The 19,864-nt window shown below is 42.5% G+C and carries 13 protein-coding genes; 11 read left to right on the top strand and 2 right to left on the bottom strand.

Annotation, left to right across the window (positions count from 1 at the left end; genetic code table 11):
- Positions 1-10: 10 nt before the first annotated feature.
- Positions 11-1,303, bottom strand: a complete 1,293-nt coding sequence (locus U0033_RS31990; RefSeq protein WP_072363109.1) for a DEAD/DEAH box helicase — start codon at positions 1,301-1,303, stop codon at positions 11-13.
- 252 nt (positions 1,304-1,555) lie between these two features.
- Between U0033_RS31990 and U0033_RS31995 the strand changes: the two genes are divergently transcribed.
- From U0033_RS31995 to U0033_RS32025, 7 genes are all read left to right on the top strand, one after another.
- Positions 1,556-2,668 carry a suppressor of fused domain protein gene (locus tag U0033_RS31995; RefSeq protein WP_072363108.1) on the top strand — a complete coding sequence of 371 codons (1,113 nt, stop codon included), beginning with the start codon at positions 1,556-1,558 and terminating at the stop codon, positions 2,666-2,668.
- Positions 2,669-3,017: 349 nt separating this feature from the next.
- Complete coding sequence (locus tag U0033_RS32000) at positions 3,018-3,512, top strand: hypothetical protein (protein WP_072363107.1); 495 nt, start codon at positions 3,018-3,020, stop codon at positions 3,510-3,512.
- A gap of 133 nt (positions 3,513-3,645) precedes the next feature.
- Positions 3,646-3,978, top strand: coding sequence for a hypothetical protein (locus U0033_RS32005; protein WP_072363106.1), 333 nt, complete (start codon positions 3,646-3,648; stop codon positions 3,976-3,978).
- 87 nt (positions 3,979-4,065) lie between these two features.
- A complete protein-coding gene (locus U0033_RS32010; RefSeq protein WP_072363105.1) occupies positions 4,066-4,770 on the top strand; it encodes an SDR family NAD(P)-dependent oxidoreductase in 705 nt (234 codons plus the stop codon).
- 18 nt (positions 4,771-4,788) lie between these two features.
- Positions 4,789-5,706 carry a helix-turn-helix domain-containing protein gene (locus U0033_RS32015; RefSeq protein WP_072363104.1) on the top strand — a complete coding sequence of 306 codons (918 nt, stop codon included), beginning with the start codon at positions 4,789-4,791 and terminating at the stop codon, positions 5,704-5,706.
- Between the two features lie 197 nt (positions 5,707-5,903).
- Entirely contained in the window at positions 5,904-6,296 is a 393-nt protein-coding gene (locus tag U0033_RS32020; RefSeq protein WP_072363103.1) for a hypothetical protein, read from the top strand.
- Positions 6,293-6,868 (top strand): hypothetical protein, encoded by a 576-nt coding sequence (locus U0033_RS32025; RefSeq protein ID WP_072363102.1) that lies wholly within the window; start codon positions 6,293-6,295, stop codon positions 6,866-6,868. The genes U0033_RS32020 and U0033_RS32025 overlap by 4 nt, the downstream gene beginning before the upstream one ends.
- Positions 6,869-6,911: 43 nt before the next feature.
- On the opposite strand, the gene U0033_RS32030 is transcribed toward U0033_RS32025, so the two are convergent.
- Positions 6,912-8,216: an FAD-dependent monooxygenase gene (locus U0033_RS32030; RefSeq protein WP_072363101.1), complete on the bottom strand. Its 1,305-nt coding sequence runs from the start codon at positions 8,214-8,216 to the stop codon at positions 6,912-6,914.
- Between the two features lie 643 nt (positions 8,217-8,859).
- On the opposite strand from U0033_RS32030, the gene U0033_RS32035 reads away from it, so the two are divergent.
- Genes U0033_RS32035 through U0033_RS32050 form a run of 4 tightly spaced genes read left to right on the top strand, consistent with a single transcriptional unit; the run spans position 8,860 to position 19,864 of the window.
- Complete coding sequence (locus tag U0033_RS32035; RefSeq protein ID WP_143150800.1) at positions 8,860-11,187, top strand: hypothetical protein; 2,328 nt, start codon at positions 8,860-8,862, stop codon at positions 11,185-11,187.
- Positions 11,188-12,270 carry a hypothetical protein gene (locus U0033_RS32040; protein ID WP_072363099.1) on the top strand — a complete coding sequence of 361 codons (1,083 nt, stop codon included), beginning with the start codon at positions 11,188-11,190 and terminating at the stop codon, positions 12,268-12,270.
- Positions 12,267-13,004 carry a hypothetical protein gene (locus U0033_RS32045; protein WP_072363098.1) on the top strand — a complete coding sequence of 246 codons (738 nt, stop codon included), beginning with the start codon at positions 12,267-12,269 and terminating at the stop codon, positions 13,002-13,004. The genes U0033_RS32040 and U0033_RS32045 overlap by 4 nt, the downstream gene beginning before the upstream one ends.
- A 38-nt stretch (positions 13,005-13,042) precedes the next feature.
- Complete coding sequence (locus U0033_RS32050; protein ID WP_072363097.1) at positions 13,043-19,864, top strand: DUF5977 domain-containing protein; 6,822 nt, start codon at positions 13,043-13,045, stop codon at positions 19,862-19,864.

The raw sequence follows: 19,864 nt of genomic DNA on the forward strand, positions 1-19,864 counted from the left end.
GAAAATATAATTATCTCGCAGCCTGTTGTGGCCTTGGTTTGTGCTTCTTAGGCGCGTTTACACTTCCTTGCCTGTTCCTGTGGAATCCACCACCACCGCCTTGTGGTTTCTTTTTAGGCCTGTTCTGTTGCATAGGAGCTCTTACAGCTTCCATGCCTACCAGTGCATCATGGAAGGGTTGATCTTTCACAACAGGAATTTCCCTGTTGATCAGTTTCAGAATATCCTTCAGGAATGGTTTTTCTTCTTCTTCACAGAAGGAGATTGCGATACCATTTGCACCAGCACGGCCGGTACGGCCAATTCTGTGTACATAGGTTTCTGGTACATTCGGCAGTTCGAAGTTCACCACGTGTGTGAGTTCATCAATATCGATCCCTCTTGCTGCAATATCAGTAGCAACCAGTACGCGTGTCTGACGTGATTTGAAATTATTCAGTGCACGTTGTCTGGCGTTCTGTGATTTATTGCCATGGATTGCTTCGGCAGGGATCCCTACGCGAACCAGGTCTTTCACCACTCTGTCAGCACCATGTTTGGTACGGGCAAAAACGAGCAGTGTTTTGATGGCATCATCTTGCAGGATATGTTGTAAGAGGTGACGTTTATCGTTCTTCTTTACATAATATACTGATTGCGTAATGGTTTCAGCAGTAGAAGAAACCGGGGTTACTTCCACCTTTGCAGGATTTTTCAGGATCATAGCAGCCAGTTTCTGAATTTCTGGCGGCATGGTCGCGGAGAAGAACAAGGTCTGTCTGTCTGTAGGCAGCTTGATGATCACGCGTTGTACATCGTGTACAAAACCCATATCCAGCATACGGTCAGCTTCATCCAGTACAAAGAATTTAATATCCCTGAGTGTGACAATATTCTGACTAATGAGGTCGAGCAAACGACCAGGGGTTGCAACTAAAATATCCACCCCTCTGCGCAGGGTTTCAACCTGTGGTACCTGAGATACGCCACCAAAGATCACCTGATGTTTCAGGGGGAGGTATTTACCATAAGCCTGGAGGCTTTCCTGGATCTGTATCGCGAGTTCGCGGGTAGGGGTGAGGATTAATGCGCGGATGGGTCTGGGTCCTTTCTGAACGGCAGGCGTAGTTTCAGCCAGCAGTTGCAACAATGGAATGGCAAAAGCGGCAGTCTTACCGGTACCGGTCTGGGCACAGCCTAACAGGTCTCTTTTGTCCAATACATATGGAATAGATTGTTGCTGTATAGGGGTTGGCTCAGTGTAACCTTCGTCCTTCAACGCCTTCAGCACGGGCTCAATGAGCCTCAATTGATCAAATGACAAAATCGTATATTTTTAATGATAAATATTTTTGGTAAGGCTATCAATGCAAGTTTGATACGTTACCCGCCTTACTCGCAAGCCTGTAGAGGAAGAGAATAAAAGTAATGCGAAGGTACGGTAAATTATTTAAATGCTCCTCTTTGATTGTAATGAGATGATTTTTGGCTCGCCAAATAATAAATCTGTATAATGAAAAAGCCTATCCATACACCAAATGTGACGCGTTTGGAGATAAGTATATAAATTGCGATTATGAACATGGAACCTCAGACATTGATAGAACAGCCGAATGGAAGGCATACCTTGTATGCAGCGGTAGAGCAGGATGATCGTACAGCTTATTTTTACCTGTTCCCGGCAGAATTACAGAGTAAGAAATATAAAATGCGCGCCTGCTGGCTGCGCAATTTGGCACCTGCCCCGGAGGTAAAGGACGTAGCGGCCATGCATAATGGTACGGCACCTATGTTACAGGCTAAATACTGTAATCATCCGGATGGGAAGGAACCGCTGAAAGCGGAGTTATTAGAGATTGTATGGCTGCCTGAAGATGATGGCGCCGCTGTGTTATATGATGGTGAAATACTGGGTGTGATTCCTGGATGGAGCCTGTATGTGGATGAAGCGGTATCTTATGCGGCAGATTGTATTGGCGTGGAAGGAGATGATTTCCTGGTATTGCCATTGGGTGATGCTGAGTCTAACCTGCAGTATGCGCGTGTAGGGGAAGCCGTTGCATTCAGAAATCAATGGAGTAGTGTGGACGAACCCGCATGGCCGCAGATCCAGGAAAGTTTTATCAATTGTTATGAAGCGCAGTTTGGAAAGATGCTGCAGTATTTTGCCATGGATAATAATGAATGGCCGCCAATGGCGATGGGGAAATTTGAGAAGGATAATATTGTATATTTCCTGACGATGGGTGCAAGTATTCGTCCGATGCCATGGGTGTCTTATTTATACAATGATACATCAGCGGCATATAGGAGAATGGAATTGGCACTGGCAGTAGATAAAAGTGAATTCTCAGAAGAGGAGATCATGAAGATGGCGGATAGTATAGCCACGATGGCAGATATTCCATGGCGGCATATCAGCTGGCTGGGAGAGGGGCATACAATCGGTTCTTCAAAATTGCCGGAGCCTTATGAGAGTATGATCCTGTCATCTGCTTTGTACAATGGTGAGGCATTTGAGGTGCCGGAGATGTATGGCGATAAGGTGAATTTATTCTGGGCTAGCCCGGTAATGCAACAGGAGAGAGAGTTTGCGCACAGGAAACCGAATGGGGGGTATGAGCTGCTGGAGATCATGATCCAGAAGGATGCGACGCATGTAGTGAAAAAAAGGAAATCTGTATTATAAAATGATAAGTGACCGGCTTCTTTTTTGGGAGCCGGTTTTTTTTGTTATGAATAGTGTTTATTATTTTAAAAAAACACCTACTGAACAGGAAATTGATAATTTCCGGTCTTTGCGTGAATATACCCGGATTGATTCCGTTCGCTTTTATTCCAGGGAATAACTAAACTTCAACTTTGACCACAGATACCCGCAGCCATCAGATCTTTAAATGGGAAATGAAGTCTATTGCATTCAGGAAGAAGGGTTTATATCAAACCCAAAATATAATTTAGCATCAGGCCCTTGTGCGTGTACGTTCTTTGCAATAAATGCGTTAAATTCAGAGAGCTTCTTCACCCTAAGATAATGTATGACAGAGCAAACTACCATATTTGATGACTCCTTTGGTACCGGATTAAAGATTCGCCGTTTTGCACTGATGCCACTTTTCCTTAAGATCTATTTGGTACTCTTCTCTATTTATGGTATTTACCAGGTTTTTGGCCAGTCTTATTATATGTATAAGATGATCCATTTTTATGTAGAGCAGGACTTGTTTGGCGTGAGTGATGTAAGGATTACAATTATGCTGGCCAGAAGCTTTTTAGGAGCTGCTGTCCTTGTGACAATGCTCCTTTCCCTGTGGATGGAATGGAAATGGGCGATCCGGTTTAACTGGGGAGTACTGGTATACTGGACTTTAATGTCGGTGGTCGACTATGTATACGGAAATGGGTATGGGTATTACCTGGGAATTATCGCATTGGTGCTGGCACCATATTACTCGATGCTGTATCATATTCAAAAGCGATGGGAGCGGGATGCGGTTTCCGGGAGAGAGTTAAGACAAGGTAAAAACAATTAAGTAGATGTGGTTCATTTTTCGGAAGATAAATTCGTAAGCAATGAATTTAAAAAAAATTGGAAGAATGCAGGGGATAATTGTTGGTTGATAATTAAATGATAGGTGCTGACGTTTATATCGAATAACTTTAGTTATGAATTGGAAATCTTTCGCTATTTATTTTGTGTTGTCCATCATCTGGAGCTTGCTCTTCATAAATCTGGCGGGTCAGGACGCCCGGGATTTGATTTTACTCATCATGGCTGGCTGGTTTTTCTATACCCTTCTATGGTTATGTCTCACAATTGTCATCAGGCTCACCGGTTATTCATCTAATCGTTTAGTATTACTCCTTCCTTTGCTCCTGAGCCTCATTGGCTATGTCATATTTGATAAACACACCTTTCGTTTCATTGCAGGCTTGTTAGCTGTTTGCGAGCTTGCGCTATTATATTCCTTCAGACCTACCGTTCCCAAAAATCAATAAAAAGGAGATTTGGCTTCAATAATCATAGACACGGCGATAGCAAAGTTCTGCTGATACAGGACCTTTGCCTTATCAAAATCGCCCATCATGAAACATGTACTTGTTACTGGTGCCAACAAGGGCATCGGCTTTGAAATTGCAAAGCAAATGGCTCAACTCGGCTATTACGTCTACCTTGGTTGTCGTGACGAACAGAACGGCACTGCCGCTATCAATCGCTTAAAATCCGAAGGCTTAAGTAATATCGAATTTCTGCAGATCGATGTTGCGGACCTTGCTTCTGTGCAACAGGCAGCTGCAAAAGTACCTTCACTGGATATATTGATCAATAATGCCGCTACCTCCGGTCCGAAAATGCAAAACATTTCCGCCTGTGATATTGCAGCCCTAAAAAGCACCTTCAATACAAACTATTTCGGTGTCATCCAGACCACCCAGGCATTCCTGCCTTTATTGAAGAAAGCGCCATTGCCTGTTATCGTAAATGTCTCCAGTGAACTTGGTTCCCTTGCTATGCAAACCAGCAGGGACCGCGCTGTACACTGGGATAATTACCACGCATACAGTGCTACTAAGACAGCCCTGAATACATTCACCATCAACCTTTCACAGGAATTACGTAATTTCAAAATTAATAGTGTAACACCTGGTTTTACGGCCACTGATCTGAACAATTTCACTGGTCCTAAAACTGCCGCAGAGGGGGCATTGCCTATTGTTCGCCTGGCTACGATCGGAGAAGATGGGCCAAGCGGACAGTTTTTCCGCCAGGAAGGAGAAGTAGCCTGGTAACATTAATATCCTGCAATTATGAAAGAGAAAGAATTACATCGTATCACCACTATTGCTGAATTCCACCGCATTCGCGGGCTACAGCCGCCTGCACATCCGTTGATCAGCGTGGTGAACTATGCAGATGTCATTCTGTCTCCGGAAAATAATCATATCAACTGGATGCTTGACTATTACTCCATCTCCCTCAAGCGAGACGTGGTGGTGAAATTCAGGTACGGACAGCAGAAATATGATTATGATGAAGGTATCATGTATTTCATTGCTCCTGGTCAGGTCTTCAATATCGAAGTGCCGGTGCCCCTGGGAGAGGAGCAGGCTAAAAGATCCGGATGGATGTTACTCCTCCACCCGGATTTTTTCTGGAATACAGCCTTGTCAAAAAACATCAAACAATACGAATATTTTGGGTATGCTACTAACGAAGCGCTCTTCCTGTCTGAGAAGGAAGAGGCCACTATAATAAATATCATCCAGAATATCCGGCACGAATACAATAGCAATATTGATAAATTCACGCAGCAGATCATCGTCTCTCATATCGAAACACTCCTGAACTACGCGGACCGGTTTTATAACCGTCAATTCATCACCAGGAAAATTACCAATCACCAGGTATTGGAAAAATTGGAAGCATTGCTTGCCAGTGAAGGTTTGTTCGCCGATGGCATTCCTTCCGTACAGCTCATCTCGGAAAGATTAAATATTTCCCCTAATTACCTGAGTAGTCTGCTGAAGAATCTCACCGGGCAAAGCACTCAACAACATATACAGAACAAATTGATCAACATTGCAAAGCAGAAGCTTTCGACTACTGGTTTATCCGTAAATGAAGTGGCCTATGAGTTAGGATTTGAACATCCACAGTCGTTCAGGAAGTTTTTTAAGGCGAAGACGAATATGTCGCCTGTGGAGTTCAGGGAGTCGTTTAATTAACCTTTATTAGAACCACAATCATTTTTTAATCTCCTTTTATTCTCTAATTTTGCCCCGCATTCCTCTAGTCATGATTAAAGAGACTTTTCTCTGTTAAATACCTGTTTCATGAAAATTAAAATCCTGTTACCTGTCCTTTTGGACATTTTATGTATTTCTTGTAATCCCGATAAAGGAATCTTTAAAATTTTCATCCAATGAAGCCGGATACAAACAGCATCAATCAGAATGGGATGTTCACCGACCGACCTAATACTTTCTTCAACGATTTTTCTTTCAAAGAAGCGACACATAATACTTGTGTTCTCTTAATCTATGCCGGCTGGAGCAGTTTTGCCAGGGCTGCAAAATCGCTCCTGGTAAACTCCCTTGCTGAATTCCCGGATATTGAATTATTCATTTTGGATAATGATGAGAAGGATACGTTTAATTACATGATAACAAATGACTTGTTCTCACATGGTTGGGGGGAGACTTATTGGATACAGGATGGTCAGATTGTATCGGCTGTCAAAAGATATCCTGTTAGCATGGAAGATTTAATCAGTAAGCATCACCTGTTAGCAACGAAAAGTGATCTCACTGAATGATCAAAAAAATTACACTGCTGATAGTCGCGCTGATAGTTGTAAGTCTCGTGATTATTATTGAAGGCTCCATTCCGAAAATGTTTGCCCGGAAAAAGATGATAAAGCTTTTTACGGAAAATGAAAAAGCATTTTTGGACCTGGAGACTTTCTTTTTATATAATACCAACCAGGAGAAATTAAAGACAATTGAGTTTGGTTTGGATGACGGTAGGGGAACGGTCAGCTTTTATGTTGGACTGGATTCTGTTCCGGAGGTATTAGGTAATTTAAATGAAACGCTTACATCACCTGCACTTGAGCCTGCGCTTGCCTATATGGGTTGGACGTTTGAAAGACTTCGTGTTTTAGGAGCGAAACTGGAAAGAATTAAATGTCATCATATTATTTTTACGAGAAAGGAGGATGGCGGATATGTAATAGCCTTGAGCCCGGATCAGACAGGGTATGATTTTTTCTCTTTTTACCTGCTTGACGCTCCTATTAGGAATAAGGAATATGATGGTCCTATCGGGGAATCTGATTTTGGGAAACGGGTTGGGCTTTTATCCAATGCCGGATTTAGTTCAGAATGAGTATGCTGAAAGGTGTAAATTAAGAAATCTCACGGTGGGCATATCAGTGAAACTGATTTTGGGAAACAAGTTTTTCTTGATTTTGTAGGTGAGTATTATTAATCAAAATTTTTTCGACAGGTAGATTTTCGGATACAGGCGCGTTCCCTGCTGCAGATTCATTTGTAGCTACTGGCACAAGTGGATACTCCTTCATCTCAATTGAATTCGCTACCCGTGTAGGCATTTCAATCATCATATTCTTCCAGGGTGTATAAGGCAGCACCTTCCACATCTGCTGACTCATCCAATGTTTAAACCGTGTACGGGGAACAAACCAATCTACACCATCCGCCATGCCCTGGCAGCTATCTGCAAATCCTCTCATCTCTGTTTCGTAATTACTGAAGGCCTTCCGGTAATCATGCTGCATCAGTTCTCCTGCCAATATATACGCTCCCATTACCGCTGCACTGGTACCCATTCCTGTCATCGGCGAAGGGCAATGTGCCGCATCTCCAATCAATGCTATCCTGCCTTTTGACCAATGATCCATTTTAATCTGGCTCACGGAATCAAAATAGAAATCGTCTGACTGATCCATATATTCCAGGAGCTGCGGCACGTGCCAGGGGGTGTTCTCAAATACCTGCCTGATAATTGCTTTTTGTTTGCCTGTATCTTTCCGATCGTAGTAAAATGGGGCGGAGCTAAAGTAGAAACTGGCCTTTGCTTCTTTGCCATCTTTGGCCCCGAATATGCCTACACGCTTGCCGGGTTCTGAATAGTAAAGTCCATCCATACCGACATTGGCAAAATTCGGAACCGTAAAGATGGCGATGTATATACCTAAAAATGAGGAAAACTTCCGCTCATGCCCAAAGGCCAGCGCGCGTACTTTGGAATGTAATCCATCCGCGCCTGCTACTAAATCATAATGTGCAGGAGCGTGGTGTTTAAATGTCACCTGCACACCGTCTTTGTCTTCATTCAGTGTGGCGATGGAATCGTTGAATATATAGTTGACGTTGTCTTTTGTTTTATCGTACAGGATCTTCACAAGATCACCCCGCATGATCTCCAGTTCTCCACTGGTGAAGCCATCGGGAAAGCGGGCGATCTTCTTATTATGTTTATTGACCAGGGTCACCTTGCCTGTCCTGGTCTCGTGTTTTTTGATATCATCGAGCAGGTCCATTTTCTCCAGTACTTTCAGTACGGTACCCCTGAAATCAATCGCATAGCCACCCGCTCTGATGGTAGGGGCCTGTTCCACGATGGTCACCTGCCATCCGTATTTGCTCAGCCACCAGCCAAGCACCGGGCCGGCGATACTTGCGCCGGATATGAGTATGTGTTTTGCTTTCATGGTGTAAAAGTAGGGGCGTGAGGAGAGGGGGGAAAGGAGGTTTAGGTAAAGGGGAATGGAATTGCCGGTAAAGGGTGGGTTTGCACCGGCGAAATGCTTTCATCAGGAAATGAGGTAGTTAACCATTTGCGGACGCTGCATTTATGCTGTTTGTTGAAGATTATTTATCATTGACAACTATCATTAATTTTTTAGGCCAAAAGAATGTTAAGATTTTATTTATTCTATTACCTTCGCATAGCTGCTTTAGAAGTTGTCATTGTTCGTGTAACAGATGCGCTGATAAAGTAGTCCTTATACCTGATTGAGGATCATAAGAATAATAATGTACTAAGACGAGATAATACAGTATTGAAAAATAATGATGGATAAATTATCCTTAAATGAGAGGACAGAATCGGGTAAGTAGCATTAGCTCTCTAAAGCCATTGGATGTGCTCTATTGTTAAATTCAATTAGATTTTGTAATCTTCATTTATTCTCTACTTTTGCACCACATTTTATTTTAACCTAATCTGTCAGAGAAGATCCTCAACCCGTTTTTTTAAAAAAATACCTATGTCATAGTTGATTTTTCAGGAATGATCACTTAACTCGAATACCCTTAATTCGTATTCCCAATCACAACTGGTTAAATAACAAGTTGAAATCTCTATTCATAATATTACTCTTCCTCAGCACAGGAAGCCTGGTTGCTTATGCGCAATTACAGCGTAGTACATCGTTGCCCGGTGCTCCCGGCAAAGGGCCAATCGTTGCATTCCCACGTGGTATCAGGCAATCATCCGGTGAGGTCGTCTATTTATTAGCGACTGATACTGGTGGTAATGTAAACCTGGTACCTCTACACGGGAACCAGCACTTTGATACAACTGTCCGGGCACGTTTACCCCAAAAGCCGTTCCTGACGGTGCACGGTAATGTGATGTATGACTATTACTACCAATCCGGCCTTGATACTCCCTTTCAGCAGAAAGATATTTATCAGCACACAGTTCAAACCTATCTCGACTTTACGATAAGAGATCAATATCCGGTACGTGTTGGGTTTACAACAGCAAGAGGCAATTCAGCCCTGTTCCGCAATATCACGGGCCTGAATATGCAATATACAAGCCGTGACTTCAGAAATTTGTTATATGACAGGTTGCAGCATTGGGATGCACTGCAAGTGGAACAGTTAAAACAATTGCAACTCGAAAAAAGTAAGCTGAATGACAGGGCATTAGAATATTATCGTTTGCAGGAGTGGTTATCTTCCCCAGCACAACTACAACGATTAGTCGAAGCCCGTGAACAAAGACTTTATGGAAAACGGCCCCGAACGGATTTAGGCGTAGATTCTATCCGCGGACTACCGCAGACGCCTTCTTTACCTAAGATTCCTTCCATGCCGGAATTGCCTTCAGTCAATATGTTGCTGCGTTACAAAGGGCATGTTAGAGATTCTTCGCTAAACCGCATGCCTGGCGATACCAGTTTTGAGGCACTTTATGAAACCCGAATGCGCCAGCTTGATTCTCTCCGTCAGCGCCTTGGCGTAATGGATAGTGCTTACCATGCGCACGAAGTCCAGGTTGGTAATCTCAAAGGCGATATGATAGAGAAACTGATGAGCAGTAAAAACAACGAAGAGCTTTCCTCCCGCTTAAAGGAAATGAACCTGCCAGATACAGTACTACCCAAAGGATACAGAACTTTGCTCGCTATCCGGTCAGTAGGGATAGGTCGTACTATGGCGGATTTTTCGGAGTTAACAGCCAAGGGCATCAGTATCCAGGGAATACAAGCTGAATTCAATCCTTCCTATTACTTAGCGGTGGCAGGAGGTACGATTGATTATCGCTTTCGAAATTATGTTGTGAATAATGGCGCCCCGCGACAATTCCTGGCATTGGTAAGAGGCGGATACGGAATGAAGGAAGGCAACCATCTATTTTTGACGTACTATATGGGTAGGAAGCAGCTGTATAACCTGAATACAGGTTCCGGAGGCAGCAGCTCACCTGATTACCACATTATGGGAATTGCAGTAGAAGGGCGCTGGCAGTTGTCGAAGTACTTGTATCTGACAGGAGAGGTGGCTAAGTCATCCTTCCCTTATTATCAGAAAGCGGATCACAATATGTTTAGTTTAAAAGATCATAACAACGAAGCATATTCGCTGAGCGCAAATTCACTTATTCCCCAAACAGGTACTAAACTCAGCGGAGTATACAAGGTAATGGGAGCTGGCTTCCAGTCATTTAGCCTTTATACAACCGGCTCAAAACAAATTGCGTGGACGGTGCGCATAGATCAGCCGTTCTTCAAACAACAATTAATGGTAACCGCATCTGTACGCAGGAACGATTATTCCAGCCAGTACCAGCAAGCCGAGTATAAAAGCAATACTATTTTCAAAAGCATCCAGGCCACGCTGCGTATCCGGCACTATCCTGTAGTAAGTGTAGGGTACTATCCCACGTCTCAGCTCACAAAGCTTAGTGACGGTACTTATGTGGAGAATACCTTCTATACCATGGTGGGCACTGTCAGCCATTTTTACAAGGTCCATAGCGTGATGATGAATTCTGTACTGTCATATAACCGGTTCTACAACAAACAGGATGATACGAGTTTTGTCTACTACAATACCAAAAACCTTTTGTTTAACCATACTATGTTCCTCGGTAAGTTTACGATCCAGGGTACAGGTTCTGCAGCAATGAACGGGAGCTATGATCTGTATGGTGCAGATGGTAGTATACTGTATAAGTTCCGGAGCTGGCTGGATATTGGTGGCGGAGTGAAATATAGTTACCAGACAGTCTATGCCCTTAGAAATATTGGATACTCAGGCACAGCACGTGTGATGATCCCATATGTAGGGCAGATAGAACTGATGGCTGATAAAGGATTTATCCCAGGAGCTGAGAAGCGGCTGGTGTCAAACAATACAGGACGTATCACCTATACTAAAACATTTTAAATGAGACGTTTTCTCCTGATAGCTATTACTATGCTATCCATTCAGGCAAGCGCGCAGATAAACATGACTGTGCAGTTACCTCCTACAGGAGTTATGCAGAAGGCACAGCTGTGGAATCTTTTATTGGTTTCTGCCTCTTCTTCATCCATATGGGTACATGTTGAACTTAGAATCACCGATGCACAAACCAATCAACCCGTACTTACGGGTAGTAGTCGTAATTTCTACATAGCCCGGGGTGCCAAACAATTGCAGGTGGCAGATCTGGCGCCTATTACATATGAATACCTTTCACCTTCTGCCGATAGAAATGCGAACGGCCTTTTAATGGCAGGTTCTTATATGGCATGCTACAGTGTGATACAGGTATCTGGTGATGCATCTTCTTTGGCTGCCGAAGATTGTTTGCCATTTGCAGTAGAACCGGTTAGTCCGCCGCTGTTGAATAACCCGGCTGATCAAAGTGTGGTAGAGGGAAACCTGCCGCAGTTCGCATGGCTGCCACCAGCACCCCTGTCAATTTTTAGTGACCTGAATTATGATTTTACTATGGTAGAGCTGCGAAAGGGGCAGTCTGCAGCTGAGGCAATGCAATCAAATATCCCCGTATATCACACTACGCATCTGAAGGATCAGTTCCTAAACTATCCTGTCTCTGCAATTGCACTGGATACGGCAAAGAATTATGCCTGGACGGTAACAGCCAGGAACAATAACCAGTTTGCCGCACAGACTGATATCTGGACATTTAAGGTCAAAGGGGTAGCTCCTGAAAAAATTGCGGTGAATTCATCTGCCTATGTTCAATTGAAAAAGGAACTTGATGCATCAGCCGTCACTTGCTCCGAGACATTACAATTTGGCTACAGCAATGATGCTGGTGATGCAAGCGTAATTTATGAACTCATCAGGTTAGATGCAGGTCATAGCATTGTAAAATCGGCAGCTCTTTCATTGGAGCCAGGAATGAATAACGTGAAAATAAACCTGAAGAAACTAGATCTTAAAACGGGGCAGTCCTACCTGTTTCGTTTAAAAAATGGCAGACGCGAATACTGGCAGATAAAATTTATTTATCAATGAGATGCTTAATTACATTAATAGCAGTATTGTTTGCTTCTTTTTCATCAACTGCTCAGGATACTGCAGCGATTAAAAAGGCGCTTAATATTTTTCGACAAGTACAGGCAAAGAGCCAGCAAAGACCTGTCAGTTTTGATATAAGTTATGCCTATGCTAATGAACATAAACCGGGAATATTGCTGGATAGCTTAAAAGGGAAAGTAGAAATGAATGGTGAGAATTATCGCTGTACAGTGGATCAAACTGAAACTATTCGAAATAGCCGGTATACTATTGTGCTTTTCAAAGAGGATAAGCTGATGTACCTGGCAACAACTGGTAAGGTTCCTTCTTCTGCTAATCCACTTGAAACAATAAACGATTTACTGGGTGCAGCCACAAATAGCACTTTTAGTTATCAAAAGGAAATTATTGTTATCCACCTGGCCTTTCCTGCTGACGGCCCGTGCAAGCAACTGTCGATAGCCATAGATACTGTATCCCAAAGAATATTGTCTATGGAATATATTCTGAAGACTTCTATGTTAATTAGTGAGGATATGCAAAAGGATGAATTACAGGAAGGATATGAGGAGTATGCACTGGTAAAAGCCAGCTTAAGTAATTATAAAGAGGTTGCTCCTGATAACAAGCGTTATGATGAAAAAGCATTCTTTTATAAAGAAGGCAATACGCTGAAAGTTACTGCTGCCTATGAAGATTACAACATTTTTGTTGGCTCACCAGACCTGTAAAATTTAATAAACTATACCTAAGAAATAAATAACCAAACATGATACTGGAATTAGCTGCAAGGAGGAAAAAGACATTTGCTGCTGTCATGCTGGCTCTGCTTTATATTGAGATGGTGCTGCCAATGAATGCATTGGCTGCCGTTAGAAGCGGGAATGCTGCATGGGTAATAGCACCTGCTCCTGTAAAAGCAAGTAAGAAATTGACACCGGTGGCTGTTAATGTAACCCCACATCACCGGGAAATAATTCGGCCAGATACAAAAAATATTCAGCCGCTGCCCGAAGATTTAGGTGGTCCGGGTCAACCTGAAACCCAGGCATTTACTCCTGTGAATGGCGATAATATGGTGGACCTGTTTTCAGGGGATTTCTCCTATAAAATTCCCTTGATGGACGTCGGCGGTTATCCAATTGCACTGGGATATAACAGTGGTATTTCTATGGACCAGGAACCCAGTTGGGTCGGCCTCGGATGGAATGTTAATCCAGGTACAATAACACGTAATATGCGTGGATTGCCGGATGAATTTAATGGTACGGACAGCATTAGTAAAGTACAGCATACCAAGGCTTCAACTTCCTGGGGCGTAAACCTGGCTACCGGTTTTGAGTTGTTTGGTACGCCAAGTAATACGGCCAGGGAAGCAAAAAATGATTCCGCGTTTGGGAATTTAGAATTTGGACTAGGTTTTACTTACAATAATTATAAAGGATATGGAATAGAATCTTCTATCTCTCCTTCCCTGAATGCCGGATCAAAATTATCTGACCAGGGACTCTCAGGTGGGCTATCACTGAGTAATAGCTCCACTGATGGTCTCACATCAGGGGTATCATTATCTTATATGCATAGGGTAGTTGAAAGTGAAAATAAAAATTCAGGCGCATCTCTCTCGGCGTCTGTGTCAGGTTCCTATAATACACGCGCCGGGTTGAAAGATTTGCAGTTTTCTATAGGAAACAAGTGGTATAATAAGGAGAAAAATAAATCTACAAGTGGAGCCTTTCATTCATCTATATCATTTGCACATGAGGCGTACACCCCTACAATTAACTTTCCATACACCGGCACAGCTTTTAGCTTCGATGCAAAAGTAGGTTTTGAATCATATGGCTATCATCCATACGTTGTTGCGGGATATAATCATGCCAAACAAGAACTGAAAGGTGCTGATACGCTCCTTGTTTTGCCAGCATATGGTTACCTGAATTACCAGAATTCGAACGGTAAACCCGGTTCATTGCTGGATTATAATATTGAAAAGGAAATTTCATACCGTGAAAAGCCAGCGATGCCAACCATTGGTATTCCTATTTATACCTATGATGTGTTCTCTATTTCGGGTGAAGGTACGGGTGGTATGTTCCGGGCATACAGAGGTGATATCGGCCATGTATTCGATCATCAGATGAAGACGAAAAGTTTATCTATCAGTGGTAGTCTTGATCTTGGATTGCCGACTCTAGTTCACTGGGGAGGTGATGCTCACCTGGTCAATGCCAATACTGAAAATGGTCCCTGGACGGCGTTAAATATGATGGGTGATTCCACGGGCTTTAAAAGTTCAAAAGGTTTGTATGAAGCTGCTTACTTTAGAAACCCTGGTGAAACAGCTGTGAATGATAAAAACTGGCAGAAATCATTAGGAGGTGATGACGTGGTCGCTACCAGATTATACCAGTCAGGAAACAGTGATCCGGATCTCTATGCCCTCAATACATTGGATAGGTACAGGGCGTTTAAAGTAATTGATTCAGTCAAAGTAAAAGGTGATTCTTCTGGTAGGACTATACGTGATAAGCGTACACAGATTATTTCTTACCTGACTGCTGAAGAGGCAAGCACAGCTGGTTTGTCAAAATACATTGACAATTATCATGAAAATAAATTTCCGCTTCAGAACTGTAATATGACGTATGTTCCCGACCTGGATTCACCTGGATTAAGAGGATATTATTACAGCGGCCGTCAGTTTAATAAATATGAGTTTGACCGGATAGATTCAATAGTGAATTTTGGTTCATATAATGAAATAAACCTGGTTCCTAAAGGGCTTAATTTGATGAAATCAGATTTTTCTATCCGTTGGAACGGGAGATTAAAAATTGATGTAACAGGTAAATATGTATTTTCAACCAGAACGGATGATGGTATTCGTTTGTACATCAATGATTCTCTGGTAATTAATAACTGGAGAGGCAAGCCTGCTGATTTTGAAGACACCGCGGCGCTGAATTTGGTAGCCGGAGAGATGTACAATATCAAAATGGAGTATTTTCAGAAAAATGAAAAAGCAATCGCCCGTTTGCAATGGAGATTTGCTGGCCAGGCTACGCAAGCTATTCCAAAACTGAATTTATACCTGCCATCAAAAAAAGATACTTTTCTGGTTAGTCCGGACAATCTGATTACAAGGGAAAAACGCATAAATAATTTCCGCAAGAGCAGTCATATATCCGAGATAGATGTGTTGAATGCAGACGGACGTCGTTATGTATATGGCATACCTGTCTATAATTTATTACAGAAAGATTTGACTTTTTCTGTAAATGCGAACAATGGCAATACATTGTCAGGGTTGGTGGGGTTTAGTTATAATACTGATAATACGGTCAATAATAATCTGGGTAATGATAATTACTATAGTAAAGAGGTAATGCCCGCATACCCTCATTCTTTCCTGCTGTCTGGCATTCTGTCTCCTGATTATGTAGACCTTACCGGTGATGGTATTACACCTGATGATCCGGGTGATGCAATTAAGTTCAACTATTCCAAAATTGCAGGGGTTAAAAATCCCAATAGTTGGCGTATTCCTTATAGTGCCAGCGCAAATTACAACCAGGGCTTAAAGACAGATAACAGGGATGATAAGGGAAATTACCTGTATGGGGAAAAGGAACTGTGGTACCTGAATTCTATTGAGTCCAAAAATATGATTGCTATTTTTTGGATCAGTAATCGAAAGGATTTACGAGGCATAAATGAAAATGGAGAATTTCAGTCGATTGGCCAATTCAAAAAATTAGATTCGATCGCTCTTTATTCCAAATCTGATTTCCAAAAGAGTGGCACAAATGCATTGGCTATAAAAACAGCTCATTTCGAGTATGATACTTCGCTTTGTATAGGTGCGAGTCCTGATCAATCAGGCAAAATGACGCAGGGTAAACTTACGCTTAAAAAAGTATGGTTTACTTATAATGGCAATCAACGAAAAGAAAAGAATGCTTATGTCTTTAACTATAATAAAAAGAATCCTGATTATAATACCAATTATTATGATCGCTGGGGTAACTACAAAGACCCTTTGCAAAACCCAGGTTCTACAATAAATAACATTATCAGTAATGCGGACTATCCTTATGCGTTACAGGACAGTTTACAGTCTGCAGAAAATGCTGCTGCCTGGACGATGGATGAGATCACATTGCCTTCAGGTGCAGTATTAAAGGTGGACTACGAGAGTGATGATTACGCATTCGTGCAAAATAGGCGGGCTGCCCAGATGTTTCGCATCGCAGGTTTCAGCGCTGTCCAGCCAAATTCAAATACTGAGCTGAAAAATGAATTATACAATTTCACACAGGATTATACATATGTGGGAATAAGGATTCCAAAAGCGGTGAGTAATAACAGGGAGCTCTACGAACGTTACCTGCAGGGGATGGATACCCTATTCTTCAAGGTATTTGTAAAGATGCCTTCAGATAAGTTTGGGAGTGGTAGTGAATATGTAAACGGGTATGCTACTATGGAACCGGGTTACTTTGGTTTCTACCAAAAGGGCACTTCGTATTATCTCTGGCTGAAGTTACAGACAGTAAACAAAGCAGGAGAGGTGGTGTTAGATGGTTATAACCCGATTGCCAAAGCCGCTACCCAGTTCCTGCGACAGAACTTGCCTTCCAAAGCCTACCCTGGTTCTCAGACAGGAGACGACCTGAGCCCCCTGGATGGCGCTAAAATGCTGTTATCCCAGGTGACTAACCTGAATGAGATGTTTATTGGTTTTGATAGAGATGTGCGAATGAAAGGTTGGGTAAAATCCTTTGATACTTCCAGATCCTATATCCGCCTGGCTAATCCATACTATAAAAAGTTTGGCGGTGGACTGCGTGTTAAAAGAGTGGCAGTTTATGACAACTGGAATAAGATGGTAAACCGTAAGGAGTCTGTGTATGGACAGGAATATATTTACACAACAACAAGAACCATTGCAGGAAAAGCAGAAACGGTCAGTAGTGGGGTGGCTAGCTGGGAACCGAATATTGGTAGTGAAGAAAACCCATGGAAGTTACCCATACAGTATAAAGAGCAGGCTGCGGTACTGGCACCGGTGAGCAGTGGTTATGTTGAAAAACCGCTGGGTGAAATGTTTTTCCCCGCTGCCGCTGTAGGTTATAGTAAGGTAAGGGTACGTTCTCTAAATACAAATAAAAAACGGTCTGCCAATGGTTATGCGGAAACCTGTTTCTATACAAGCTATGATTTTCCCACACTCACTGATATGACCCCGATCGCAGACAATAAAAAGCGATTCAAGCCAACTTTGGGCAACCTATTGAAGATAAATGCAAAGCATTTTATGGCTGTCAGCCAGGGATTTAAAGTAGAGCTGAATGATATGAATGGGAAAGTGAAATCTCAGGCTTACTATAATGAATCTGACCCGGATCACCCTACTGCATATACTGAGAATTATTACCACGTTGATGATCAGAATGCGGTAGTAAAACATTTGAATAATAATGTGAAAGTGATTAATGATAAGGGGGAAATAGATCCAAATGCATCTGTTGGTAAAGATGTTGAGTTAATGATGAGTATGCGACAGCAGCGTTCTGTGACGAATGCATATAATCTGAACGTCAACTCCGATATGTTTTATTTAGGCACGCTTCCTGCAATCATTCCTAGTTTGCTGAATTTTGCACAGCGTGAAGAAACTATTCTCCGTTTACTTGGTACGACAAAGGTTGTAAACAGACATGGGCTGTTAGATAGTGTTGTGGTTATTGACAAGGGGAGCCGTGTTGTAACAAAGAATTTGCTGTACGATGGTGAAACAGGAGATGTAGTGTTAAACAGTACACAAAATGAATTTAACGATTCGGTGTTTCATTTTTCTGTTCCTGCGGGCTGGGTGTATGATGGTATGAGTGGCGCTTATAAGAATATTGGTGCGGTTGCAGACAATGTTAGTATCAGTACAGGTAAGGTCATTTCGGGGTTAGATGATGCAACACTAAGGAACTATTTTTCAGCGGGTGATGAGATATTGGTTTATAACCGTCAGAAAACGGGGGGTAATGATTGTAACCCGGAAATTGCTACCTGGGCAGGTTTGAGCAGGATCTATGCAGTGGATGCCAACGCAATAAGCGGAGGAACTCCTGATCTTTACTTTGTAACAAAAGAAGGAATGCCCTTTACTGGTAGTAGGGTGACAATGAAAGTGATTCGTTCTGGCAGACGGAATATGGCGGCAATGGTAGGAGAAATGACGATGCTAAAGAACCCGGTTTATAAGGATAGTGCGCTGGTAATAGATGACAACTCCAAAGTATTGAATGCAGCCGCTACAGAGTTCAGCCAATTCTGGAAGGTAGCAGATAAAAAGAAGACGGATTCAGTCAGGAACTGTTTAACGCAATCTTATGCGGACTATGCGAAGGCAGATTCCTGCGGAGATCATGTATATGGAAATGATAGTACAGGTGCCTGGTATAGAGCGGCTTGTGCTGATAGTATGCAATCAGCTTATGTATACTATCACATTGATCATGACATGTATTCATCTACAGTAAGTCAAAAGGCAGCCAACGATTCTGCCAGGAAAGCGCTGGATTTATTTGGTCCTGATTATGCAGCAAGATTTAGTCCTTGTTTGTATTCAAATAAGGCTGTTAGCAGAAGCTTTTTAAGGAATAATTGTCCTTCAGGCACGATGGCTGATTCTGCAGTATATACCGTGCCGGCAGGGAAGTACAGGGAAACTACACAGAAACAGGCGGATGATGAAGCAGCGGCTGATTTAGCAGCGAATGGGCAGGATACAGCTAATGTAAAGGCGGGTTGCCTGACGTGTAATTTTTATGTGGAAAGGAAAACTGATACGGATGAAATGCCGCCACTTGCGATTATCGCTACAAACGATGCAACCGGAATATCCTATGGAATAAATGGTACAGAGCCTTACTTAAATATTAATTTCCCATTTTGTAAGGCGATTCCTGCGGGTAATTATACCTTGCATATGAAGGCGATGAACCAATGTTATGCATTTACGGCTGACTCCTCACAACATACATTGAACAATGTTACCGATGAAACATTTGCAACCAAAACGCCAATAAATGTGGCGGTGTCCATGCATAGCAGGATTTATAATACTCCTATTCAGATAATAGCCTATAAAAATGATTGTGGTGCCGGTTTAAAGGGCTCGTCTGTTACACAGGACATTCCTGCAGGGGTAGCATGGTCATATGTTAATACCGAAGAGGCAAATAGTCGGGCTGCTGCAAAGTTTCAAACCAGTCTGCAGGCCACTGCGAATGCTCAGGGTTATTGTCTTGATGCAAGCCATTTGATCGTGAAAGCAAAGGCGAATAAATCAGTACTAACTAGTACGGTTACCTATCAACCCGATGGTGGAACCAGGAAGTCACTGACTTTTGACGGAGATCAGCTTACAATTTCCCTCAGCCAGGCTACATATACAATAACGCTATTAACTCATGGAGGTACAGGATATGTATCTATCAATGGGGCACCAGCGGAAACTTATGATTCCAATGGCAAGACATGGCGTATTACTGGCCCGCCAATTACTATGGAAATTTGGGCACCGTAA

The sequence above is a fragment of the Chitinophaga sancti genome, from assembly GCF_034424315.1.
In the GTDB taxonomy this organism is placed as follows: Bacteria; Bacteroidota; Bacteroidia; order Chitinophagales; family Chitinophagaceae; genus Chitinophaga; species Chitinophaga sancti.